We start from the raw sequence: 22,133 nt of genomic DNA on the forward strand, positions 1-22,133 counted from the left end.
TTCCGCTACCATCCCGCGAACTCCTGCCACGTTTTCTGCCCATGACATCGCTCAAGATCAACGGCCAGGTCCATGAAGTCGACCTGAACCCCGACACCCCATTGCTCTGGACCCTCCGCGACGCGTTGGGCTTTACCGGTACGAAATTCGGATGCGGCATGGCGCTGTGCGGCGCCTGCACGGTCCATGTCGACGGACAGGCGGTGCGCTCCTGCGTGACGCCGATATCCGCATTGGGCGGTAAGCCTGTGCGGACAATCGAATCGATGGATTCGGATCATGTCGGCAAGGCCGTGCAGGACGCATGGGTAGAACTGGGCGTGGCGCAGTGCGGCTATTGCCAGGCGGGCCAGATCATGACCGCCACGGCGCTGCTCAAAGACAATCCGAAGCCCACCGACGCACAAATCGTGGCCGCGATGAGCGGCAACCTTTGTCGATGCGGCACCTACACGCGGATCAACGCCGCGGTGCGGCTGGCGTCGTCACGGCTCGCCGGCAACAAGACGGGAGCGAAGGCATGACGCGCACCGATATTCAGCCATTGGAGCAACCGGCGCGCCGCCGTCTCTTGCAGGCGGGAGCGGCTTTTGCGCTGTCCGTGCAGTTCGGCGGCCTGATCGCGAAGGCCGATGCCGCCGAAGCGGCAAAGAAGTACGGCGCCGCGTCGATGCCGGGCGGCGTCGTGGACAATCCGCTGGTCTTCGTATCGCTCGCCCGTGATGGCACCGTGACCATCGTCGCGCACCGCGCCGAGATGGGCACCGGCGTGCGGACCAGCTTGCCGATGGTAGTCGCCGACGAGATGGAAGCCGACTGGAGCCGCGTGAAGATCGTGCAGGCTGACGCCAACGAGGCTCGCTATGGCAGCCAGAACGTGGACGGCTCGCGCAGCATGCGGCATTTCCTGGGGCCGATGCGCCGCGTGGGCGCATCGGCCCGCCAGATGCTCGAAGCCGCCGCAGCCGCGCGTTGGAACGTGCCAGCGGCCGAAGTGCAGGCGCGCAATCACGAAGTCATTCATGTGGCAACGGGCCGCCGGCTTGGCTATGGCGAACTGGCCGAAGCCGCCATGCGGCAGCCGGTGCCAGCGCACAATCAGCTCCGGCTCAAGCAACCCCAAGCGTTCCGCTATATCGGCAAAGGCAGGATCATGCCGGCGGATAGCCGTGATATTGCACAGGGCAAGGCCACGTACGGTATCGACGTGCGTCTGCCCGGCATGGTCTACGCGGTCATCGCTCGCCCGCCGGTTTATGGCGGCAAGCTGCGCAAGGTCGATAGCACCGACACCCTGAAGGTGCCGGGCGTACTGCGCGTTGTGGAACTGAAGGGCTATGACGGCCCGCCGCTGTTCAACCCCGTCGGCGGTGTGGCGGTGGTCGCCAAGAATACCTGGGCGGCAATGCAGGGTCGTGCCGCGCTCAAGCTTGAGTGGGACGACGGGGCGAACGCGAGCTACGAATCGGCCGCGTTCCGTCGCGCGCTTGAAGTTGCGGCGCGTCAGCCGGGCAAGGCGCTGCGCAACGACGGCGATGCCGTTGCGGCGCTGTCGGCCGGCAACGGTCAACGCAAGGTTTCGGCGGAGTACTACATCCCGCATCTTGCACACGCGTCGATGGAAACACCGGTGGCAACTGCGCGCTTTGTTGATGGCAAGTGCGAGATCTGGGCCCCGTCGCAGGCACCGCAGGGAGCACTGGAGAGCGTGGCGAAGCATGTCGGGCTTGATCCCAAGGACGTGACGGTGCACCTGACGCTGCTGGGCGGCGGGTTCGGCCGCAAGTCGATGGCGGACTTCATCTCCGAGGCGGCGCTCGTATCCAAGGCGATGGGTGGCACACCGGTCAAGCTGCAATGGACGCGCGACGACGACATCCGTCACGACTATTACCACACGGTATCGGTCGAGCATATGGAGTCGGTGCTCGATGCCAGCGGCAAGCCGTCGGCCTGGCTGCATCGGTCCGCCGCGCCTACCATCGGCTCCACGTTCAAGGTCGGCGCGCAAGGCAAGGCAGACTTCGAGGCCGCGATGACGGCCATCAACATTCCGTACCAGATTCCATCGATCCGGCTGGAGTCGGCCGACGTGCCGGCGCACACCCGCATCGGCTGGTTCCGCTCGGTGTCCAACATTCCGCATGCGTTCGCGGTGCAGAGCTTTGTCGCCGAACTGGCGCATCAGGCGGGCCGCGACCCGAAGGATTACCTGCTGGAATTGATCGGGCCGCCGCGCAAGATCGATCCCGCGACGCTATCCGACAAATGGAACTACAGCGAGTCGCCCGACCTGTATCCGCTCGATACGGGCCGCATGCGTCGCGTGATCGAGGAAGCTGCGCGCCGGGCTGGCTGGGGCCGCAAGCTGCCGAAGGGCCATGGTCTGGGTATCGCCATGGCCTACAGCTTCGTGACCTATGTGGCGACGGTCGTGGAAGTGGCGGTCGACGCCAAGGGCCAGATCACGATCCCGCGCGTGGACATGGCGGTCGATTGCGGCCCGCAGGTCAACCCGGAACGTATCCGCTCCCAGGTTGAGGGCGGGTGTGTGATGGGGATTGGTCTGGCGATGCTGGGCGAGATTTCGTTCCAGGGAGGTCGCGTGCAGCAAAGCAACTTCCACGACTTTGAAATCCTGCGTTCGCAGATGGCACCTCGCGCCATCCACACGTGGCTGGTCGGCGGTGACTTCGATGTGCCGCCCGGCGGCGTGGGCGAGCCACCCGTGCCTCCGGTAGCGCCGGCGCTGTGCAACGCAATCTTTGCGGCCACCGGCCAGCGGATCCGCTCGCTGCCGATCCGCAACCAGCTCTTGCAGGCCTAGCCGCGTGCGCCATCCGCCCGGTAGCGGATGGCGTCGATGACGATTTTGAGGGCGCGCGAAGACTGGCGGCGGCTTGGATAGAACGCGTGATAGCCGGGGAAGGTCGGGCACCAGTCGTCCATCACCCGGACCAGGCGTCCCGCCTCGACGTAGGGCTGAATCATGGGCCAGGGCAGGAACGTCAGTCCGAAGCCGTCCAGGGCGGCATTCAACATCTGGTTGACGCTATTGCAGATGACCTGGCCCTCCACGCGCGCCTGCAGCTTCCTGGCGCCCTTGGCCAGTTCCCACGCATAAAGGCCGCCGCTCGTTGAAAGCCGCAGGTTGATGCATCGGTGGGCCAGCAGGTCACGCGGCGTGGTGGGCTTGTCGCGGCCCCTAAAGTACGCAGGGGCGCCAACGATGGCCATCTTCACGTCGGGGCTGATGCGGACCGCAATCATGTCCTTCTCGATCTGGTCACCAAAGCGCACCCCGATGTCGTACCGCTCTCCGACGATATTGGTGAGTCCATAGTCGACGGTCAGCTCGACGTTCAAGTCGGGGTACTGCGGAAGCACCTTGGCCAGGCGCGGCCAGATGATGGCATCGATCGGATGGTCGACGGCCGTAATACGGATCGTGCCGGCGGGCCGGTCACCGAGCTCGGCCACTGCGGAAAGGTCGGCTTCGATTTCCTCGAACTTTGGGCCCAGCGACTGGATCAGCCATTCGCCGGCGTCGGTCGTAGACACGCTGCGCGTGGTCCGGGTCAGCAGCCGCACGCCCAACTTGGTTTCCAGGCTGCGAATAGTGTGGCTCAGCGCCGATTGGGTGACGCCGAGCCGGGCGGCCGCGCGCGTGAAACTGCGTTCCTTGGCGACGGTGATCAAGGCAAGCAGGTCGTTCAGGTTATGGCGGGGCATGGGCGGGCTTTCTTTTGCGACTCGGGCCAGCCAGGCGGGCAGCCGCGTGCATATATGGAGCTATGAGGGCATTTCATGAATGCCTCCGCTATTGTTCAGCCCGAAGCGCGCCATGCGCAAGCATTTTCATGAGGAGATCCGAATGCGGCGTCTGCACGTCCAGCATCATTCGAGCCGAGTCGCCGGCAGCCTGCGTCAACTGGCTCGAGCCTGTCAGCGATGACCCGTATCGCAAGTGAGGGACGTCAAGGGAGCAAGACAATGAAACACGTTCTGGCCGTGGCGGCTGCATCGTTGGCTGCGTCGGGGAGTGCCGCCATGGCACAGCAATTCGAAGGCCTGGGAAGTGGCGGTTTGCGGACGAACGCGGTCGCAGCACCTGTTTCGGCAGCCGACATCGCCTCGGTGTCACCGGCGTTGGCGGCGTTCGTCCATGAAAGGATCCAGGGCGAGGTGTGGCAGCGCCCGCTGATGAGCGCGCGCGACCGCAGTATCGCGACGGTAGCCGCACTGATCGCCCGCAGCCAGACAGTGGATATGCCAACGCAATTTGCCACGGCGCTGGATCATGGCGTCAAGCCAGCCGAACTGTCGGAGATCATTCTGCACCTTTCGTTCTATACGGGCTTGGGTAATGCGCTGGCGGCGATCCCCGCGGCAAAGCAGATCTTCGTCGCTCGCGGCGTTGGCGTCGACGCGCTGCCCCCCGCAGCCGGCGCGCGCTTGCAGCTCAACGAAGCTGCAGAAGCCGCCCGGGCCGCCGGCGTTCTACAGAACTTCGGTGCCGTGGCACCGGGCGTCGTGCAGTACACGACAGACGTGCTGTTTCGCGACCTGTGGCTGCGTCCCGCGCTGGTGCCGCGCGACCGCAGTCTGGTCACGGTTGCTGCGCTCGTCGCGACGGGGCAGGTGGCGCAGGTTCCCTATCACTTGAACCGTGCGATGGACAACGGCTTGACCCAGAGTGAGGCTTCAGAGTTGCTGACGCATCTGGCGTTCTATACAGGATGGCCGAGCGTTTTCTCTGCCATGCCGGTATTCAAGGACGTCTTCGCAAAGCGTCCTGGATGAGCGGGGATCCAGAATCAAGTATGACCTCAGCCATCACCACCGTTTTAACGAACCGAATCCATCCGGCATGATTACAGTGATACCGCCATGTCAGCAATCGTCCAGCGAGGGACCGGCAGCCTGTTTCACGGGTAGCGTTCGTATCGATTCGCACTTCCAGGCTGAAGCCCCGGCACGCGTGGGGGGAGCCACGGTCACGTTCGCTCCGGGAGCAAGGACGGGCTGGCATAGCCACCCGTTGGGTCAGACGCTCCTGGTCGTGGCTGGTGTCGGTGTTGTCCAGCAATGGGGGGAGCCGGCCCAAACTATCCGCCCTGGTGACCTTGTATGGATTCCACCGAACACCAAGCACTGGCACGGTGCCACAAGCTCGGCCAGCATGATACATATCGCCATTGCAGAGGCGATCGATGGGATGGCGGTGGAATGGATGGAGCAGGTGAGCTTCGAACAATATGCCCATGCACTACGGCGCCCTGCGTGATCTGTTTCGGCGTTGGCGCAACGGCTATGGCCGTAGCCGACCCCAATGCCGTGTTCGAAGTTGCCTGCCTCAACAGCGGCAAGAGATTGGAAATCCTGGTGCTGAGTAACACGCCTCCGCCCGTTCAATTGAGATACCCAGTGGTGGGCGAGTGTCGCCTGTTCAGGCAGCCTGATCGCGGCTAATCGCCCGGATCTTGTCCCAGACGTGCTCGGGCTGGGGAATGTCGAGGTCGAAAACAGTTTCAAGCGTGTCCGCGAGATGGTCGGCACTGGTGATGCGGTGTTCGCTAACGCTGTTGGGCATCACGTTGCGCAAGCGATCGTTCTGCAGGGCGACATAGCCGTCCGCGGTATGACGCAGGACTGCCAGCGCGTTTGTGAACGGCGACCCGGGATCGCGCATCAACCAGGCATGCATGGCGGCCATGGCGGCCTCGTCGCTGTAGTCGACCCGGAAGTCGAAGCTGTGCGCGATGCCATGCACATGATTGTTGAAGCGCAGCCAGCCGTCCTCCGTCGACATGATCGAAAAATCGAAGCCGCGCTGGCTGATTGGTCCGATACCCAGCGGCACCGGTTCGACGATGGCGTCGGCCACGCCGACCTCGGCGAGATAGGGGCCGTCGAGATCGACACGCAGGGTCAGATGATTGCCGATGGCAATGTCGCCCAGTATTTCACGATTGACGCCGCCGCACAGACGGGTTATCTGGAAGCCGAGCGCATCGAGCGCTGCGCCGAAGAGACCGTTCATCTCGTAGCACCAGCCGCCACGCCTGCCCTCCACCATCTTGGCGAAGGCAGACGCCGGGGTGATCGAGGACGGCCATCCCATGAAGGCATCCAGCGCCTCGAAGGTGAATGTCATGAGGTGAGCACGATGAAGTCTCGACAGGCCGTGAAGATCGAGAGAGACCGGCCGGTCGATCTTGATCCTTGCGAGATAGGCGTCCAGCTGGCTGGCTGTCAAGGTCATTCCGTTTTCGTTTGAACGCACGTGTGTCATCGTTCGGTCTCCTTTCGATGGCAATTCTTGCCGAAGATCCGGGCGCGTCAGTGCGGAACCAGACACTTCGTCAATGGGACCTTTCCAATAGAGCCAGTCCCTCCCGTGCTGCGTTGCCTGTAGGGCAACGATTTCGTGTAAGGATTGCTGTTCCTCGAACGAGCTTTCCAGCCAACAATCCCCCTCACAACCGGTTCTCGTATCTATGCGAGAAGGTCAAGAAAAAGTGGAGGACGACATGCAGGACCGAGGACTACCCCCCGCCAAACGCTGGATGGCATTTGGTGCCGCCATCCTGGGGATGACGCTGACCAGCGCACCGGCAGTCGCTGCCGACGCGTTTCCCACCAAGCCGATATCGATGCTGGTCGCATTCCCTCCGGGCGGGCCCGCTGATGTTCTGGCGCGGGCCATGCAGCCGGCGATGGCCAAGGCGCTCGGCCAGCCCGTGGTCATCGAGAATCTGCCCGGCGCCGGCGGCGCGCTGGCAGTGCAGCGGATGCTAAGCCGTCCGGCCGATGGCTACACGCTGATCATGGGCTCGCCGAACGAGGCCATCCTGACGCCGCTGGCGCTCGCCAGCGCCAAGTACAAGTCGGAGGAGCTGGCCCTGCTGGCGCCAGTCTCGAACCACCCGCTCGTCGTGATGACGCGCAGCGACCTGCCGTACAACTCGCTTGAGCAAATCATCGCGGCCGGCAAGTCGGCAGGTAGCAAGAGCCTGACCTTCGGCAATCCGGGCTACGGGACCATGTACCACATCGTCGCCGAATACATGGCTCAACTGACCGGCGCCAAGTTGCTGCAGGTGCCGTACAAGGGCGCCACGCCGATGCTGGCAGACCTGACCGGCCATCAGATCGACATGACGATTCTGCCAAACCTCGGTGCCTCCACGCAGCTGCTCGAAACGCACAAGATCAAGGCGGTTGCAGTGCTGGACACGCAGCGCATGCGAACCCTGCCCGATGTGCCTGCCATCTCCGAAACCAGCGTCGCGCGCAAGTCCGAGTTCGTTTATTCGATCTGGCTGGGCGTCATGAGCAGGGCCGGCATCCCCGCGGAGCGTGCCCGCGTATTGATGGACGCCTCGCAGCAAGCGCTGCGGTCGCCCGAACTGATCAAGGCGCTTGAGCTCTCGGGCGTGCAGCCGATGAAGCCACAGACGCTTGAGGCCTCCGCGAAGTTCTATGTCGACGAGACCGAGAGGCTCAGGAAGATGGCCGCCTCGATCAAGCTGACGGCGCAGTAGTTCCACCGCTCACGGCCGTTCCCATGGCGGCGCCGGCGCTCGCGTCGCTGCCCCGCCTTGTTCCAGCATCCCGTTCCAGGAAGGTTCTCCTTGAATATCCTAGTTGCCGGTTTCCAGCACGAAACCAATACGTTCGCCCCGACCATGGCCACCTACGAGAGCTTCGTCCGTGGCGAGGATTTTCCCGCCATGGCGCGCGGCGAGGCGATCTACGACCTGCTGGAAGTGAACGTGCCGATCAGCGGCTTCATCCAGCACGTTCGCGAGCACGGTCACACCGTCACGCCGGTGATCTGGGCGGCTGCCGGTGCTTCAGCCCATGTCACGACAGATGCCTACGAGCGCATCGCCGGCGAGATCGTGGAGGCGGTGACGACGGCGTCGTACGACGCGATCTATCTCGACCTGCATGGCGCCATGGTGGCCCAGCACCTCGACGACGGCGAGGGCGAGTTGCTGGCGCGCATCCGTGCCGCGGTCGGTCCGGACATGAAGATCGTGGTCTCGCTGGATCTGCATGCCAACGTCACCGAACGGATGCTCGCGCTAGCGGATGGGGTGGTGGCGTATCGCACCTATCCGCATGTGGACATGGCCGCCACCGGCAAACGGGCAGCCGGGATGCTGCTGGAGTTGAGCAGGCGGGAGGCGCGCGCGCACCTGGTGGCACGACGCGTGCCGTTCCTGATACCGGTCAACAGCATGTCCACGATGATGCAGCCGGCTCAAGGCATCTACGGGCTGCTCGAAGAGCTGGAGTCACAAGGCGTGCTGTCGCTGTCGTTCACACCGGGCTTTCCCGCGGCCGACTTCGCCGAGTGCGGTCCTGTCATTTGGGGCTACGGCTTCGACAAAGCCCGCGTCGAGCGGGCCGTCGACGCACTGTTCGCGCGCATCTGCGAACCCGAGAGCCAGTGGGCCGTGCAGTTCGAGGAGCCGGATGCAGCGGTGCAGCGTGCGATGCGGATCGCGCAAGAGGCCACGCGGCCAGTGATCCTCGCGGACACGCAGGACAACCCGGGCGTCGGTGGCGATGGCAACACCATGGGCATGCTGCGTGCGCTTCTCAAGGCTGGCGCGCAGGACGCCGCGATCGGGATCATCTGCGATCCCGCCGCGGCCGCGGCTGCGCACCAGGCTGGAGTTGGCGCGAGGATCGATATTGCGCTTGGCGGCTGCCCTCAGGTGAGCGAGGACGCTCCGCTGCGGGCGACCTTCGAGGTGGAGGCGTTGTCCGAAGGCAAGTTCGTCTACGGCGGACCGATGATGCACGGCAAGGCTGCCAACATGGGACCCATGGCGCGACTGCGGCTCGACGGCGTGCTCGTTGCCGTTAGCTCGACCAAGGCACAACTGCTCGATCGCAACATGTACCGCGCGGTCGGCATCGAACCGGCGGAGATGAAGATTCTCGTGAACAAGAGCTCGGTGCATTTCCGCGCCGACTTCGCCGCGATCGCGGAGGACATTTTCGTGGTGCGTGCGCCCGGTCCGTTCATCGCCGATCCGGCGGACCTGCCATGGCAGCATCTCAAGCCCGGCATGCGCCTGAAACCGAACGGTCCGGCGTTCGCGCCGGCGCCGCGAATCTACGACAAACTTACGTAGCTCGGAATCGAACTGCCCAAGGCCTAAGGCCCGGCGGCGGCCTATGTGTCGAGCATGCGGTCCGGCAAGCTGATCCAGACGCACGGGTACGATGTATCGAAATCTCCACAGCGCAACACGCACTCCCGCTTGAACTGCGTACCACCCTGTCATGGGCAACGCTGCGAACTTCGCAGGGGCGCACAAATCCTCATAAGGCGGTCGAGGCGTCGCTTGCGCGATTCATTGAGGGCTTCGATCAGCCCGACATCGTCAAGGCGCGAGCGTTACTCGCGCGTTAGTTTCTGCTCGACCGCCGCGCGCGGTTGGAAGGCGGGATTCCCCATGTAACGGCTCGCCTAACGCTTTCGAAACGCCGAGATTGCTAAAACTCCTGCATACCAGCCTCGATGGGTTGACAGCCCACCCGCGCCTGGCAATGGTTTGCACGGCAGAGGCGATCCCGTGCGGGCCGTGCTGTTCCGTAGCGGATCGCCTGCACGAGGAGGGCCGTCGCGGCTATGCCGCCGACCCCCTGTTGGAGATAGCAATGCATAAGACTCTTGCCAAGACCCTGCTTGCCGCTGCCGCACTTGCCGCCGGACTCAGCCAGACCGCCCACGCCGGTGCATATGCTGATGCACTGATCGTTGCCGCGCCGGGACACAACGGCCAGCGCGACGCCTTTACCGATGGCGCGCACCGCCCGGCCACCGAGGCCACCATGTTGCCCGTGGTCGCGCATCCGGGCCGGTCCGTGTGCGCGGTCCGTGGCTTTGATCCGTACCAGGACGGCATGCGCAAGCCTGATCCTTACACCGATGGCGCCCGCATCAGCTCGCGCGATGGCTTCACCGACGGCGCGCACAACGATGCGCGCGGCAGCGGGGAATGCCTGTCCTGAGCAGGGCACGGCAACGGCATGATTTGTCCGGGCCGCTTCGTGGTCCAGGCGCGGGAACATGCGCCTGCCTTCGGCTCGTGGCAGGTCAGCCAGTTGGCCCCCGCGGCTCAAAGGCCGCTTTGGAGTACCCAACCGGCGCTCGAACGCCACCGAGCCGCTTTCGATCAAGTTCATACGGGTGGTGACAGGCTCCGTCTATCTGGCGGTCATCCTCCAGCCGGATCAGTGGGCCCGTCGACCTGCGAGATCGCACTAGGCGTTGTCGCTCGCCCGTTGGAGTACATCGACCGTGGCCTCGAACGTCATTCGTGCCTTCTCGCGCCGTCGGCGCGCGAGTCGCTCCGCGCCGGCGCTCCGTTCGGCCTCACCGGCAAGCAAGGCGTGAATGTCGGGGAGCGTGTAGATGGTGGCACGACTGCCCCAGGTACCGTCGGGAATCTCCGTCGGGAAGACCCAGACGCGCGATACGACCTCGTCGAACGGTCGGTTCTCGGCGCGGGCCACCGCTTCCGTGATTGCCTTGACCAGCGCTCTACGCGACTCGTCGGTGTACTGCCCTTCGGGCGCCGACGGAATGATCCGGTAGCGCGCTGCTTTCGAGCGTTCCCCACCGACGAATACCGCAGCAGGTCGATGGAGATTGAGAACAGATACGCCCTGTGCAATCGGATTGGCCGGATCGTACCCCTCCGCTTTGATCAGAATGTCAGTCAATTCTTTGACCAGATGGGCTTCCGCCTCAGGGGTCAAGGCATCTTCCGGCCAGAGTGCGTCGATCATTGGCATGGTGCTGCTCCATTTCTAAGGGTGTCGGCATTTGCTGTCGAGGGTCCACAGCGCCGTTGGATCGTCAATCTAGGCTTCCCCGACCCGCTTGCGTACACCCGGAATGGACAAACAGTTTTGATCGCCAGGAACAAATTCGGCTGGTGCGTCTGTGCACCTCAAGCGTGTCCGATTGCGGGTCGATGTGTCCAGATGGTCTTTGACCGAAGTTCAGTTGTCGCCACCCACGCGCTGACGAGATGTCATCCGCTGCCTGAATCCGCTTGGGTCCACACCATGCTGTTTGTGGAACGCCTGTGAGAAATTGCTGCGGCTGGAGAAGCCAACGGCGCGCGCCACCTGGGAAATTTGCAAGGTTGTGGTCGCCAGCAGCTCTGCGGCCTTGTGCAGCCGAACCGCTCGCAACATGGCCATAGGCGTCTGGCCGAACGCTCGTTCGAAGTGCGAAGCGAACGCTGAACGGCTCATGCCGGCCAGGTCGGCCAATCGTTGCACTGACAGTGGCGCATCGGGATGTTCAAAGAGCTTCTCCAATGCAAGAAGCAGGCGGGGATCTGCAACGGCCGCCGTCCACGACAGTTCCGCGTCATTGCCCTCCACCTGGCGCCGCAGCAGCATGACCAGGCATTGCTTGAGCAATGCCTCGATCAAAACCCTCGAGCCCAATCCGGGCTGCGCGGATTCCGCCAACAGCATGACGAACTGGTCTTTCAACCCTGCGGGCCCGTCGAATCGCGTCACGATGGGGCGCCGCAGCATCCTGAAGGGGTCGGCGGTACTTGTCGCGAAGCGCAGCTCGCCACACGCCATCTCGACGCCCACTGCTGCCTCGCCCACCTTCACTGTCGGCGCCGTTTCACGCGCGGACCACGAGCCAAGCCTTGCCCGATCCACCGAAACGGTCGGCAACTCGAGCGCGCACTCCAGTCGATAGGAAACGCCCGGCGGCATCAGGACGAAGCTGTGCGGCTGTAGTGCGATGCGGTGGCCGTTGCCTGCGTCGAGTGTCCCGCGACCGTCTAGGCAGTAGTGGAGGCTGGCCGTCTCACACGCTTCGAACCGCACGCTCCAGCCATCGCGAATGTCGCACCGTGTGATGTGCGTGACACCAATGTCGAGTGTGGCAAGGAAATGTTCGAGCACACGATGTGCAGAAGGGGCGGATGCCATCATTGGACGAATTGAAACCAAACTAAGACCACCTGGAACCTTGCCATTCCTATCATACCTACTCCAATCCCAATCCTGATAGAGGTTCCCATGTTTGATATGAAAGATCTTGCCCGTCTGAAGAAGCTGGACGAAAACGCTCCTGAAGCGATGAAAAGCTTCCTTGCATTTGACTATGCAGTCTTCGCTGACGGCGCGCTTTCGGTACAGCAGAAGCAAATTATTGCGGTCGCAGTGGCGCTGACCACGCAGTGCCCATACTGCATCGCCTTGCATACCAAGGCGGCCCGCGATGCCGGCGCCACCAATGAGCAACTGGCGGAAGCCGCACTTGTGGCGGCGGCAATCCGGGCGGGCGGGGCCGTAACGCATGCCACGCACCTGTTCCGCGACTGAACTCCGCTCAAGCGCACCTTCCCGCGTGGGGATAGTCCCGCCTTCCATGGGGCGACTTCATATCGGGAAGGGACGCGCCTGATACGTCTCTGGAAGATGGAATCTTCCGAATCGCCGGTTCTGGCAGAGCTGGAACCGGCCGCGGCGGAATGCGCTTGTGCGCATCGTCGCAATGACAGGCAAGGAGGTCTGCGCCACCACGGCGTGCTCCTCCACCCCACATCAAATCTGTTGAGGAGTAAACAATGCTGCCCATCACCTCCGTTACCACATCGCGGACCAACCAAGCCATCCACCATCCTGACGCGTTGCTGCGCTGGTCCCTGGTCATTGTCTTCCTCTGGTTCGGCGGGATGAAGTTCACCGGCTACGAAGCGCAGGGCATTGCGCCGTTCATTGAAAATAGCCCCTTCATGAGTTGGCTCATCGATGCATTCGGTGTTCGTGGAGCCAGCGGCGTCATTGGCGTGCTGGAACTGTCCACCGCGGTGACGCTGGCCGTCGGTGCATTCCATCGTGGGGTGTCGATACTTGGTGCAGCCATGTCATGTGCGACGTACGCCATCACACTGACGTTCTTTGTCACCACCCCCGGCGTGGCCGAGCCGACTGCCGGTGGGTTCCCGGCGATCTCCGCACCGATCGGTCAGTTCCTGCTGAAGGATCTCGTGCTGTTGGCAGCGTCCGCTTCTCTGCTACGCACGGCGCTGGCGCGTTGGCAAGCGGCGCGTTCCTGATTTCGGTGCTGCCACTCAGGATCTTTCGAAGTGGACCCACGTCACAGCATTTTGACGTGGGTAGCTGTCTCATCGTCGACTGCGCTAAAACCCAGTCGCAAATAGAAGGCAGCGGCTGATTCGGTATCCGTCGAAAGCCTAACCGCACGAAACCTTAACGACGCTCCTTCGAGGAGCGCATAGACCAGGGCTTCGCCTACGCCTCGACGCCGAAAGTCATTTGCGACATAAAGATGACGCAGTCGGGCCGTATCGCCGGCTGGTTTATATGGGTCAACGTTCAAACCACCAATACCCACGATGCTTCCGTTGTCGGCAGCCACTAGCAGGCGCTCTCCCAGCTTGTCGAAGCTATTCCTTCCGGTGTGCCACTCGTCAATCAAACGCCCCATAAAGTTAAACCCTTGATTCGAAGCCTCACGTTCAAGGTCAACGAGCTGGGTAGGGAGGGCTTTTAGCTGAGCTATAGCGAGCATGCCTTCATTCCGAGGGGTGTGCTACGTTGCATTGTGCAAAGCTGCAAGACGCTAAACTTCGATACATCAGCTGAACGATTTCATCAAGCTGTTGCGTTGACCGGTTGAATCTGCAACGGGCAACCGCCAACCAAATTCCGAGCGAACAGCAGAGAATCCGCCGACCCGGCCGTCCACCAGCGCAGCTCCCCGCCACGCCGACAGTCAATGATCCCGCCGTAGAGCGGTGGATCAGGGGCCGTTACTTCCCTTGGTGGAAGGCAAACCGATCTTCTAGCATAGATACGCTGGCCAAGAGACCGACAAGGCAGGGAAGCCTGATATGACGGTTACGAGTCAAGTGACGGTTCCGAAGCTTCAGGAGGTAATGGATATGTCTGCCACAAGGATTGAGATGTGCGACCACGATGGCGACGGGGTATTGACCATTCGGGATGACGGCGCCGCATTTTCAGGCGTTGCGCTCGAGCTTTCGAATCTCTTCGGTGAAGACGTGGTCGCCGATATTGACAAGCACCAGTTGCTCGAATGGTGCGAGATGGTCGCCACCCATCTTCGCAACCAGGGCGTTACGCCAAGCGAGTGCGCTCCGGAGGGCTACGTTAACAAGACGAGTCAAAGCCGGACGAAAGAGCAGCCTGGCGTCGAGGATCTCGTGCAGTCGGCGTCATCCTGACTCTGGCGAACTCGAGTCCGCATCCGGCGTGTGTCCGGTGCCCTACCTTATTTCTTCAACCGATACGCCAACTGAGGCCGGGTGATTCCCAACATCCGCGCCGCCGACGACAGGTTGCCACGCGTCGTATCGATGGCCAGCTGCATCAGCCTGGCCTCGATCTGCGCCAGCGATACCTGCTGGTCCAGCAGCTTCTGCAACAGAGCATCGGCATCTTCCGGCGGCTCGGCCGTTCCAGCCTGCTGGCTGGCGAACAGGTGGGACGTATCGATCAGCCCCGCCGCGGGGGCGAGCAGTACGCCACGTTCGATCATATTCTCCAGTTCGCGGATATTGCCCGGCCACTGGTACTGCATCAGCGCATTGCGCGCCCGCTGGCTCAGGCCGCGTACCTGCTTCTGGTAGCGCGCATTGAAACGCTGGATGAAGGCCTGCGCCAGCTCGGGAATATCATCTCGGCGATCACGCAAGGCCGGGATGCTGACAGGGTAGGTGCTGATGCGGTAGAACAGGTCGGCGCGGAACTGGGTCTGCCGGATCGCCTGGGCCAGGTTGACGTTGGTGGCCGCGATCAGGCGCACATCGACCTTGCGTGTCTCGACACCGCCCAGCCGCTCGACCTCGGCGTTTTGCAGCACGCGCAGGAGCTTGACCTGCGCCGACAGCGGCAGGTCGCCGATCTCGTCGAGAAACAGCGTGCCGCCGTGGGCCCGCTCGAAGCGCCCGGGGCGCGACTGCTGGGCGCCAGTGTAGGCGCCTTTCTCCACGCCGAATAGCTCCGATTCGATCAGCTCGTGCGGAATCGCGGCGCAGTTCACCGCAATGAACGGCTGCTGGCTGCGCGGGCCGTGGTCATGCAGCCAGCGGGCGAACATCTCCTTGCCGGCGCCGGTCTCCCCGGTCAGCAGTACGGTGATGTGGCTGTCGGCTGCGGCGGACAGCAGGTTGAAGGCCTCGCGGAAGGCGGGAGACTGTCCGATCAGGTTGCCCTGGTTGGCGCCGCATAGCGTTTCGCGCAACGTGCTGACTTCCTGCTGCAGGGTCAGCAGGTCGCTGATGACCGAATCGGGTTCGAAGTACTTCAGGTAGTCCGGATCGTCCCACGCTTCGGCCGGCTTGCCGACGATGCGGCACAGCGCGTCCAGCCGCCGCTGGCATTCGGTCTCCTTGTAGATGACGAGGCGGTCCATGAAGGTGCTGCTGTAGCCCGATGCATAGCCCAGCTGCACCCAGCAGCCGCCTTCCTCGCGGCTGAGCGCTTCGTTGTAGGGCGCTTCGCCTTCCCACGAATCCTGCCAGAGAAATTCGCCGTAGAAGTGGCCAGTGTCGCGGTCGATCTCCAGGCGCACCGGGTCGACCCGTGTCACGCCTTCGAGCATGTGCAGCTGCGGGCCCAGCAGGAAGGCATCGTTGGGCGAGCTCGCCAGTTCTTCCTTGCGCTCGCGCTTGACCATCTCGGCATCGCGCATGCCCTGCGCGTAGCCCATCCGGATCAGGAGACCCTTGCCGCGCTCCAGCCCCAGCGTGTCCAGGATCTCCTTGCGCAGATAGCTCAGTGCCTCGGTATGCATCAGCACCATGCGGGATTCCCCGAGCCGGATTTGTGCGGCCTTGGGGTCGATTGTCAGCAGCGAAGCCAGGTCGAACGGCGGCTGCTTGGGGGGCGCGGTCATCTCCATCCTCCAGATTACCTGTGGGCGTGGATCGATCCAGAGGGGAGTCGTCCTGCCGCGTTTTGCTCGTAGCCTACACGCCGGTTCAAGGGCCACGCAAGCACGCGTCCCGTGGCGCGCAAAGCATGGTGCGCCGCAATAGCGGCGGATTTGATCATTTGGTGAAAACCGGCTTCCTCACCTCATCAAATCGTCAAGCGACCAACGCTTGAAAACCCGTGCCGATTTCCCTCCGGCCCTTGTGGGGCATGGTTTCGCGGCCGATGGCACGGCTCTCGCTATATATCCCTCCACCAAAAACAGCGCACGCCAGCCGGTGTGCAGCGCAACAGGTGCGAGACATGACCACTCCGATGATCCCTTCCACCACGCCGGGCCGCCGCTATGTGCGGGTGACCGCGCGCGACCAGCACTGGGTCGAGTTCGAGTTCTCGCTCGGCGACCCGGCGCTCTATGTGGAGCTGGTCATGCGCCCCGATCAGTTCGCCGCGTTCTGCGCGACGCAGGGCGCCACCGCGGTGTCGCGTCAGGTCGGCCAGGCGCTCGAACAGGAACGCGGCAAATGGAGCGAGAGCGTGGCCTGAGGCCGCTACGACGCGCGCAGACAGCAGCCAGACACCAGCCAGACACCACAAGCAGATACCAGGGAGACAGGAGCAAGCCACCATGCAAATCGATATCCGTACGGACAGCGTCAGCCCGATCCGGCAGACCTTCGCCAACCTCGCGCGGCGCCTTGGCGCCGACAAGCCGGCCACGCGCTACCAGGAGGCGATGTACGACCTGCAGCCGGAAACCAGTTTCCACTACCGCCCGCTGTGGCAGCCGCAATACGAGCTCTACGATGTGCGCCGCACGCAGGTGGTCATGCAGGACTGGTACGCCCTGAAGGACCCACGCCAGTTCTACTACGGCAGCTATGTCAACGTCCGCGCCCGCCAGCAGGAGGCGATGGACAAGAATCTCGAGTTCGTGGAGAAGCGGGGCCTGCTGGCGTCGCTGCCCGCGCACTTGCATGAGCTGCTGACGCTTGGCGTCGTGCCGCTGCGCCATGTCGAGTGGGCGGCCAACATGAACAATGCCGCCATCACCGCCTATGGCTACGGCTCCGCCATCACCGAGGCGGCCATGTTCCAGACCATGGACCGGCTCGGCATTGCGCAGTACCTGACTCGCATCGGCCTCTTGGCCGGCGACAAGGCGGCCGTTGACGCCGCGAAGGCGGCATGGATGGAAGACCTCGCCTGGCAGCCGCTGCGCCATGCGGTAGAGGACCTGCTGGTGCGCGACGACTGGTTCGAGCTGCACGTCGCCCAGAACCTCGTCATGGACGGGCTGCTGTACCCGCTGGTCTATCAGCGCCTCGATGCGCGGCTGTCGGCCGAAAGCCCGGCGTTCTCGCTGGTCACCGATTTCATGAACACCTGGTACGCCGAGACCGCGCGCTGGGTCGACGCCACGGTCAAGACGGCGGCGCAGGAACAGCCTGCCAACGCCGTGGTGATTGCCGGCTTTGCCTTTGCCTGGCTCGACCGCTTCCAGCACTCGCTGGCGCCACTGGCGCGCCGCCTGTTTGCCGGGAAAGCCGAGGCCGCGCTGGATGAAGCCGTGGCCGCGCTGACAAAGCGCCTGGCCGGGCTCGGCCTTGTCCGTGCCGCCGCATGACACCGAGGGAGCCCGCCATGACCGCCCAGACCACCCAAATCGTATTCATCGCCTTGCAGGCCAACGAAGAGATGCGTCCCGTCATCGACGCCATCGAGGCCGACAACCCGCATGCCACCGTCAATCGCTACCCGGCCATGGTCAAGATCGACGCGCCCGGCCGCCTGGAGATCAACCGCGCCAGTGTGGAGGACCGCATCGGACGCACCTGGGACGTGCAGGAACTGCAGCTTGGCCTGATCTCGCTGGCCGGCAACATCGACGAAACCGAAGACCAGTTCGTGCTGGCCTGGCACTGAACCGGAAACATCAGAAACACCAGGAGACAAGGACATGACTACCGCCACCCCCGAAGCGCCCGCAGCCCCCGCAGCCAATCAGCGGCAGGCCGCCAGGCCCAAGCTGTCGCTCAAGGACAAGTACGCCGTGCTGACGCGCGACCTGGGCTGGGAAACCACCTACCAGCCGATGGATACCGTATTCCCGCACGACAAGTTCGAAGGCATCGTAATCCACGACTGGAACGGCTGGGAGGACCCGTTCCGCCTGACCATGGATGCGTACTGGAAATTCCAGTCCGAGAAGGAACGCAAGCTGTACGCGATCATCGACGCCTTCCAGCAGAACAACGGTCAGTTGAACGTCACCGACGCGCGCTACGTCAACGCGCTCAAGCTGTTCCTAACCGGCGTGTCGCCGCTGGAATATGCCGCGCACCGCGGCTTTGCGATGGCCGGCCGCAGCCTGCGCGGCGCGGGTGCGCGCGTGGCCTGCCAGATGCAGTCGATCGACGAGCTGCGCCACTGCCAGACCCAGATCCACACGATCAGCCATTACAACAAGTACTTCAACGGCTTTTCCGACTGGCGCCACCTGCATGACCGGCTGTGGTACCTGTCGGTGCCCAAGTCCTACTTCGAGGACGCCATGACGGCGGGCCCGTTCGAGTTCATCACGGCCATCTCGTTCTCGTTCGAGTACGTGCTGACCAACCTGCTGTTCATGCCGTTCATGTCCGGCGCGGCCTACAACGGCGACATGGCAACCGTGACCTTCGGCTTCTCCGCGCAGTCCGACGAATCGCGCCACATGACGCTGGGGCTGGAGGTGGTGAAGTTCATGCTGGAGCAGGACCCCGCCAACCGCCCCATCATCCAGAAGTGGATCGACAAGTGGTTCTGGCGTGGCTACCGGCTGCTGACGCTGGTGGCGATGATGATGGACTACATGTTGCCCAAACGCGTGATGAGCTGGAAGGAGGCCTGGGAGATCTACTTCGAGCAGAACGGCGGCGCGCTGTTCGCCGATCTGGCGCGCTACGGCATCCGCATGCCCAAGTACCACGAGCAGGCGGCGAAGGAGAAGGACCACCTGTCGCACATCGCCTGGTCGATCTTCTACAACTTCAACCATGCTGCCGCGCTCCACACCTGGGTGCCGGAGCCGTCGGAAATGGACTGGCTGGCCGAAAAGTACCCCGACAGCTTCGACAAGCACTATCGCCCGCGCTTCGACTACTGGCAGCATCAACAGGCGGCGGGGCAGCGCTGGTCCAACCCGGGCCTGCCTATGCTGTGCCAGGTCTGCCAGATCCCGATGGCCTTCACCGAGCCGGACGACCCCACGCAGATCTGCTACCGCGAGGCCGAGCACGCCGGCGACCACTATCACTTCTGTTCCGACGGCTGCCGCGACATCTTCCTCGACGAGCCCGAGAAGTATGTGCAGGCCTGGCTGCCCGTGCATCAGATCTTCCAGGGCAACTGCGGCGGCACGACCCTGCCGGAGGTGCTCGACTGGTACCACCTCGGCCCGCAGGACCGTGGCGACTATGCCGATTCGCAGGATCGCGCCAACTGGCAGCGCTGGACCGGCACGGCGGCAGCGCCGGCAACGGAGCCGGGCAACGGCGCGCCGTGCTGCGACCACGGACACGACTGAATCGACATCGGGAGACCACCATGCCAGTCATCGCACTGAAGCCGGGCTATGCGGGCGAGACCCGCGACCGGATCGAAAACTTCCACGGCAACCAGCTGGTGTTCTTCGGCTGGGACCAGCACCTGCTGTTCTGCAGCCCGTTCACGCTGCCGCTGCCGCCCGACATGCCGTTCGGCACCTTGGTCAGCGAGGTCATCGCGCCGTTGCTGGCCGCCCACCCGGAGGGCGCGGCCATCGACTGGACGCAGGCGCAGTGGCTGCGCGGCAGCGAGCCGTTCACACCGGACGCGGATGCCAGCCTGACCGGCAACGGGCTCGGGCACAAATCGCTGCTGCGCCTGCGCACGCCTGGCCTTGCCGGCATCGCCGGTTCCTGCAACTGAAAACCGAAACGTCGCCCCAGACAGATTTACGGAGGCTGCCATGACCTATCAACTGACCATCGAGCCCCTCGGCCAGACCATCGACATCGAGGAAGGCCAGACCGTGCTCGACGCATGCCTGCGCGCCGGCGTGTGGCTGCCACACGCCTGCGGCCACGGCCTGTGCGGGACCTGCAAGGTGCAGACGCTGGAAGGCGAACTGGATCACGGCGAGGCGTCGCCATTCGCCCTGATGGACTTCGAGCGCGAGGAGGCCAAGTGCCTAGCTTGCTGCGCGAGGCCGATGTCCGACATGGTGATCGAGGCCGACATCGAGCCCGATCCCGACGCACAGTGCCTGCCGCTGATGGACTTCACCGCGGAGGTCGTACGCATCGAAGCGCTGACGCCGACCATCAAGGGCGTGTTCCTGCGTATCGAGGGCGAGCCCCTGCAGTTCCAGCCCGGCCAGTACGTCAATGTCTGGCTGGGCCAGGAGGCCGCGCCGCGCGCGTTCTCCATCGCCAGCGTGCCATCCGCGGGGGAGATCGAGCTGAACGTCCGGTTGGTGCCCGGCGGCCGCGCCACCACCTATGTGCATGAACAGCTGCAGGCGGGCGAGCGCCTGCAGCTGTCGGGCCCGCTGGGCCGCTTCTTCGTGCGCAAGAGCGACCCGCGGCCGCTGATGTTCATGGCGGGGGGATCGGGGTTGTCGAGTCCGCGCTCGATGATCCTCGACCTACTGGAGTGCGGCGATCCGCGCGAGATCGTCCTGGTGCAGGGCGCGCGCAATGCAGGGGAGCTCTACTACCGCGACGCCTTCGAGGCGCTGGCGCGTCGGCACGACAACTTCACCTACCTGCCTGTGCTGTCCGGCGAGCCGGAACATAGCGACTGGGCTGGCGAGCGCGGCTATGTCCACGATCTGGCAGGACGCCACTTCGACAACGACTTCCGTGGCTGGCGCGCCTACCTGTGCGGGCCGCCACCGATGATCGAGGCCTGCATCGCCACGCTGATGCAAGGCCGGCTGTTCGAGAAAGACATCTTCACCGAGAAGTTCCTGTCGGCGGCCGACGCGAGCCAGGCCACCCGCAGCCCGCTGTTCCGCTCGCTCTGACGCCCGCCCATTTTCCCCACAAGACCCAAGGAGACAACCATGGACAAGATCGCAATCGACGCCGTGCTCAACCGCATCGAGGAAAGCACCGGCCAGAACGCCAACCCGCGCATCGCCGCCATCGTGCATCGGATGGTGCGCGACATGTTCTACATGATCGAGGACCTCGACATCCAGCCCGAGGAGTTCTGGGCCGGACTCAACTACCTGGCCGAGGCAGGCCGCGCCGGCGAACTCGGCCTGATCGCGCCGGGGCTTGGCTTCGATCACTTCCTGGACCTGCGCATGGACGAGGCCGAGGCGCGCGCCGGCGTCGCAGGCGGCACGCCGCGCACCATCGAAGGACCGCTTTACGTGGCCGGCGCCCCGGTCGTCCAGGGCGAGGCCCGCCTGGACGATGGCACCGATGACGGCGAGATACTGGTGATGGAAGGGCAGGTGTTCGACAGGGATGGCAAGCCGCTGCCCGATGCCAGGGTGGAGGTCTGGCACGCGAACTCGATGGGCAACTACTCCTACTTCGATCCGACCCAGAGCGCGTTCAACCTGCGGCGCACCATCGTCACCGACAGCGAGGGACGGTATCGGCTCCGCAGCATCGTGCCGGTCGGCTACAGCGTGCCGCCGGGTGGCGCCACCGACCGGCTGCTGAAGCAGCTGGACCGTCACGGCACACGTCCGGCCCATATCCATTTCTTCGTATCCGCGCCGGGACATCGCAAGCTGACCACGCAGATCAACATCGACGGTGACCCCTATCTGTGGGATGACTTCGCCTTCGCCACGCGCGAGGGGCTGGTGCCGCCGGTCACGCGCGTCGAGGACGCGGCCGCCATGCAGGCGCTGGGCGTGGACAGGCCGTTTTCGGTGATCCGCTTCAACTTCACGCTGCATGCCGACAACGCGAACGCTCCGCTGGCAGAGGTGGCACGCCGGCGTGCGGCCGTGACGGCGTGACGCCATGCGCGCCGCGATTTGATCATTTGATCAAAGCCGGGCCGCGAATTTGATCCATTGAGTAAGGCCGTCGTGGCCCGGTCGGCCACACGCCGGGGATGTGGTGCAGGAATTGTCCTGCACCCGTCATCTCCCT

The 22,133-nt window shown here is 63.8% G+C and carries 23 protein-coding genes; 17 read left to right on the forward strand and 6 right to left on the reverse strand.

Features of this window, described 5'->3' with window-relative positions:
- Positions 1-41 precede the first annotated feature (41 nt).
- Together AC1DOX_RS23180 and AC1DOX_RS23185 are read left to right on the forward strand one after the other, a co-directional pair.
- Complete coding sequence (locus tag AC1DOX_RS23180; RefSeq protein ID WP_441620802.1) at positions 42-524, forward strand: (2Fe-2S)-binding protein; 483 nt, start codon at positions 42-44, stop codon at positions 522-524.
- Positions 521-2,827 carry a xanthine dehydrogenase family protein molybdopterin-binding subunit gene (locus tag AC1DOX_RS23185; protein WP_441620804.1) on the forward strand — a complete coding sequence of 769 codons (2,307 nt, stop codon included), beginning with the start codon at positions 521-523 and terminating at the stop codon, positions 2,825-2,827. The genes AC1DOX_RS23180 and AC1DOX_RS23185 overlap by 4 nt, the downstream gene beginning before the upstream one ends.
- On the opposite strand, the gene AC1DOX_RS23190 is transcribed toward AC1DOX_RS23185, so the two are convergent.
- A complete protein-coding gene (locus AC1DOX_RS23190) occupies positions 2,824-3,732 on the reverse strand; it encodes a LysR family transcriptional regulator (RefSeq protein ID WP_441620806.1) in 909 nt (302 codons plus the stop codon). The genes AC1DOX_RS23185 and AC1DOX_RS23190 overlap by 4 nt on opposite strands.
- A 261-nt stretch (positions 3,733-3,993) precedes the next feature.
- Between AC1DOX_RS23190 and AC1DOX_RS23195 the strand changes: the two genes are divergently transcribed.
- The gene (locus AC1DOX_RS23195) at positions 3,994-4,803 is read left to right on the forward strand and encodes a carboxymuconolactone decarboxylase family protein (RefSeq protein WP_441620808.1); all 810 of its coding nucleotides are present in this window, start codon (positions 3,994-3,996) and stop codon (positions 4,801-4,803) included.
- 67 nt (positions 4,804-4,870) lie between these two features.
- On the forward strand, positions 4,871-5,287 hold the full coding sequence (locus AC1DOX_RS23200; protein WP_441620810.1) for a (R)-mandelonitrile lyase: 417 nt from the start codon (positions 4,871-4,873) through the stop codon (positions 5,285-5,287).
- A gap of 162 nt (positions 5,288-5,449) precedes the next feature.
- Here AC1DOX_RS23200 and AC1DOX_RS23205 read toward each other — a convergent pair whose 3' ends face one another.
- On the reverse strand, positions 5,450-6,265 hold the full coding sequence (locus AC1DOX_RS23205; protein WP_441620812.1) for an arylamine N-acetyltransferase family protein: 816 nt from the start codon (positions 6,263-6,265) through the stop codon (positions 5,450-5,452).
- 268 nt (positions 6,266-6,533) lie between these two features.
- Between AC1DOX_RS23205 and AC1DOX_RS23210 the strand changes: the two genes are divergently transcribed.
- The 3 genes from AC1DOX_RS23210 to AC1DOX_RS23220 all read left to right on the forward strand — a co-directional run bounded on the left by AC1DOX_RS23210 (position 6,534) and on the right by AC1DOX_RS23220 (position 10,038).
- A complete protein-coding gene (locus AC1DOX_RS23210; protein WP_441620814.1) occupies positions 6,534-7,547 on the forward strand; it encodes a tripartite tricarboxylate transporter substrate binding protein in 1,014 nt (337 codons plus the stop codon).
- A gap of 90 nt (positions 7,548-7,637) precedes the next feature.
- On the forward strand, positions 7,638-9,155 hold the full coding sequence (locus tag AC1DOX_RS23215) for a M81 family metallopeptidase (RefSeq protein ID WP_441620816.1): 1,518 nt from the start codon (positions 7,638-7,640) through the stop codon (positions 9,153-9,155).
- 529 nt (positions 9,156-9,684) lie between these two features.
- Positions 9,685-10,038: a hypothetical protein gene (locus AC1DOX_RS23220; protein WP_441620818.1), complete on the forward strand. Its 354-nt coding sequence runs from the start codon at positions 9,685-9,687 to the stop codon at positions 10,036-10,038.
- A 252-nt stretch (positions 10,039-10,290) separates the two neighbouring features.
- Here AC1DOX_RS23220 and AC1DOX_RS23225 read toward each other — a convergent pair whose 3' ends face one another.
- Together AC1DOX_RS23225 and AC1DOX_RS23230 are read right to left on the reverse strand one after the other, a co-directional pair.
- Positions 10,291-10,824 (reverse strand): tautomerase family protein, encoded by a 534-nt coding sequence (locus AC1DOX_RS23225; protein WP_441620820.1) that lies wholly within the window; start codon positions 10,822-10,824, stop codon positions 10,291-10,293.
- Positions 10,825-11,034: 210 nt separating this feature from the next.
- Positions 11,035-11,967: an AraC family transcriptional regulator gene (locus AC1DOX_RS23230; RefSeq protein WP_441620822.1), complete on the reverse strand. Its 933-nt coding sequence runs from the start codon at positions 11,965-11,967 to the stop codon at positions 11,035-11,037.
- A gap of 117 nt (positions 11,968-12,084) precedes the next feature.
- On the opposite strand from AC1DOX_RS23230, the gene AC1DOX_RS23235 reads away from it, so the two are divergent.
- Together AC1DOX_RS23235 and AC1DOX_RS23240 are read left to right on the forward strand one after the other, a co-directional pair.
- Positions 12,085-12,390, forward strand: a complete 306-nt coding sequence (locus tag AC1DOX_RS23235) for a carboxymuconolactone decarboxylase family protein (RefSeq protein WP_441620824.1) — start codon at positions 12,085-12,087, stop codon at positions 12,388-12,390.
- A 245-nt stretch (positions 12,391-12,635) separates the two neighbouring features.
- A complete protein-coding gene (locus AC1DOX_RS23240) occupies positions 12,636-13,127 on the forward strand; it encodes a YkgB family protein (RefSeq protein ID WP_441620826.1) in 492 nt (163 codons plus the stop codon).
- Positions 13,128-13,168: 41 nt separating this feature from the next.
- Here the strand turns inward: AC1DOX_RS23240 and AC1DOX_RS23245 are convergent, their stop codons facing one another.
- Entirely contained in the window at positions 13,169-13,603 is a 435-nt protein-coding gene (locus AC1DOX_RS23245; RefSeq protein WP_441620828.1) for a GNAT family N-acetyltransferase, read from the reverse strand.
- 367 nt (positions 13,604-13,970) lie between these two features.
- Between AC1DOX_RS23245 and AC1DOX_RS23250 the strand changes: the two genes are divergently transcribed.
- Complete coding sequence (locus AC1DOX_RS23250; RefSeq protein ID WP_441620830.1) at positions 13,971-14,279, forward strand: hypothetical protein; 309 nt, start codon at positions 13,971-13,973, stop codon at positions 14,277-14,279.
- Between the two features lie 47 nt (positions 14,280-14,326).
- On the opposite strand, the gene AC1DOX_RS23255 is transcribed toward AC1DOX_RS23250, so the two are convergent.
- Positions 14,327-15,952, reverse strand: coding sequence for a sigma 54-interacting transcriptional regulator (locus tag AC1DOX_RS23255; RefSeq protein WP_441620832.1), 1,626 nt, complete (start codon positions 15,950-15,952; stop codon positions 14,327-14,329).
- A 341-nt stretch (positions 15,953-16,293) separates the two neighbouring features.
- Here AC1DOX_RS23255 and AC1DOX_RS23260 point away from each other — a divergent pair, with 341 nt between their 5' ends.
- The 7 genes from AC1DOX_RS23260 to catA all read left to right on the forward strand — a co-directional run bounded on the left by AC1DOX_RS23260 (position 16,294) and on the right by catA (position 21,997).
- Positions 16,294-16,536, forward strand: a complete 243-nt coding sequence (locus tag AC1DOX_RS23260) for a phenol hydroxylase subunit (RefSeq protein WP_441620834.1) — start codon at positions 16,294-16,296, stop codon at positions 16,534-16,536.
- Between the two features lie 82 nt (positions 16,537-16,618).
- Positions 16,619-17,617: a ferritin family protein gene (locus AC1DOX_RS23265; RefSeq protein ID WP_441620836.1), complete on the forward strand. Its 999-nt coding sequence runs from the start codon at positions 16,619-16,621 to the stop codon at positions 17,615-17,617.
- Positions 17,618-17,634: 17 nt separating this feature from the next.
- A complete protein-coding gene (locus AC1DOX_RS23270; RefSeq protein ID WP_441620838.1) occupies positions 17,635-17,916 on the forward strand; it encodes an MmoB/DmpM family protein in 282 nt (93 codons plus the stop codon).
- A 34-nt stretch (positions 17,917-17,950) separates the two neighbouring features.
- On the forward strand, positions 17,951-19,558 hold the full coding sequence (locus AC1DOX_RS23275; RefSeq protein ID WP_441620840.1) for an aromatic/alkene/methane monooxygenase hydroxylase/oxygenase subunit alpha: 1,608 nt from the start codon (positions 17,951-17,953) through the stop codon (positions 19,556-19,558).
- Between the two features lie 20 nt (positions 19,559-19,578).
- On the forward strand, positions 19,579-19,941 hold the full coding sequence (locus AC1DOX_RS23280) for a phenol hydroxylase subunit P4 (RefSeq protein ID WP_441620842.1): 363 nt from the start codon (positions 19,579-19,581) through the stop codon (positions 19,939-19,941).
- 40 nt (positions 19,942-19,981) lie between these two features.
- Positions 19,982-21,040: an NADH:ubiquinone reductase (Na(+)-transporting) subunit F gene (locus tag AC1DOX_RS23285; protein ID WP_441620844.1), complete on the forward strand. Its 1,059-nt coding sequence runs from the start codon at positions 19,982-19,984 to the stop codon at positions 21,038-21,040.
- Between the two features lie 39 nt (positions 21,041-21,079).
- Entirely contained in the window at positions 21,080-21,997 is a 918-nt protein-coding gene (gene catA, locus AC1DOX_RS23290) for a catechol 1,2-dioxygenase (protein WP_441620846.1), read from the forward strand.
- Positions 21,998-22,133 lie beyond the last annotated feature (136 nt).

The sequence above is a fragment of the Cupriavidus sp. 01L415 genome (assembly GCF_056400065.1).

Excerpts from the sequence above, each read along its gene's own strand:
- AC1DOX_RS23285 (WP_441620844.1), top strand. The coding sequence starts at position 19,982 with ATGACCTATCAACTGACCATCGAGCCCCTCGGCCAGACCATCGACATC.
- AC1DOX_RS23180 (WP_441620802.1), top strand. The coding sequence starts at position 42 with ATGACATCGCTCAAGATCAACGGCCAGGTCCATGAAGTCGACCTGAAC.
- AC1DOX_RS23240 (WP_441620826.1), top strand. The coding sequence starts at position 12,636 with ATGCTGCCCATCACCTCCGTTACCACATCGCGGACCAACCAAGCCATC.
- AC1DOX_RS23220 (WP_441620818.1), top strand. The coding sequence starts at position 9,685 with ATGCATAAGACTCTTGCCAAGACCCTGCTTGCCGCTGCCGCACTTGCC.
- AC1DOX_RS23185 (WP_441620804.1), top strand. The coding sequence starts at position 521 with ATGACGCGCACCGATATTCAGCCATTGGAGCAACCGGCGCGCCGCCGT.
- AC1DOX_RS23225 (WP_441620820.1), bottom strand. The coding sequence starts at position 10,824 with ATGCCAATGATCGACGCACTCTGGCCGGAAGATGCCTTGACCCCTGAG.
- AC1DOX_RS23260 (WP_441620834.1), top strand. The coding sequence starts at position 16,294 with ATGACCACTCCGATGATCCCTTCCACCACGCCGGGCCGCCGCTATGTG.
- AC1DOX_RS23275 (WP_441620840.1), top strand. The coding sequence starts at position 17,951 with ATGACTACCGCCACCCCCGAAGCGCCCGCAGCCCCCGCAGCCAATCAG.
- AC1DOX_RS23250 (WP_441620830.1), top strand. The coding sequence starts at position 13,971 with ATGGATATGTCTGCCACAAGGATTGAGATGTGCGACCACGATGGCGAC.
- catA (WP_441620846.1), top strand. The coding sequence starts at position 21,080 with ATGGACAAGATCGCAATCGACGCCGTGCTCAACCGCATCGAGGAAAGC.
- AC1DOX_RS23190 (WP_441620806.1), bottom strand. The coding sequence starts at position 3,732 with ATGCCCCGCCATAACCTGAACGACCTGCTTGCCTTGATCACCGTCGCC.
- AC1DOX_RS23270 (WP_441620838.1), top strand. The coding sequence starts at position 17,635 with ATGACCGCCCAGACCACCCAAATCGTATTCATCGCCTTGCAGGCCAAC.
- AC1DOX_RS23195 (WP_441620808.1), top strand. The coding sequence starts at position 3,994 with ATGAAACACGTTCTGGCCGTGGCGGCTGCATCGTTGGCTGCGTCGGGG.
- AC1DOX_RS23205 (WP_441620812.1), bottom strand. The coding sequence starts at position 6,265 with ATGACCTTGACAGCCAGCCAGCTGGACGCCTATCTCGCAAGGATCAAG.
- AC1DOX_RS23280 (WP_441620842.1), top strand. The coding sequence starts at position 19,579 with ATGCCAGTCATCGCACTGAAGCCGGGCTATGCGGGCGAGACCCGCGAC.
- AC1DOX_RS23255 (WP_441620832.1), bottom strand. The coding sequence starts at position 15,952 with ATGACCGCGCCCCCCAAGCAGCCGCCGTTCGACCTGGCTTCGCTGCTG.
- AC1DOX_RS23265 (WP_441620836.1), top strand. The coding sequence starts at position 16,619 with ATGCAAATCGATATCCGTACGGACAGCGTCAGCCCGATCCGGCAGACC.
- AC1DOX_RS23235 (WP_441620824.1), top strand. The coding sequence starts at position 12,085 with ATGTTTGATATGAAAGATCTTGCCCGTCTGAAGAAGCTGGACGAAAAC.
- AC1DOX_RS23245 (WP_441620828.1), bottom strand. The coding sequence starts at position 13,603 with ATGCTCGCTATAGCTCAGCTAAAAGCCCTCCCTACCCAGCTCGTTGAC.
- AC1DOX_RS23200 (WP_441620810.1), top strand. The coding sequence starts at position 4,871 with ATGATTACAGTGATACCGCCATGTCAGCAATCGTCCAGCGAGGGACCG.
- AC1DOX_RS23210 (WP_441620814.1), top strand. The coding sequence starts at position 6,534 with ATGCAGGACCGAGGACTACCCCCCGCCAAACGCTGGATGGCATTTGGT.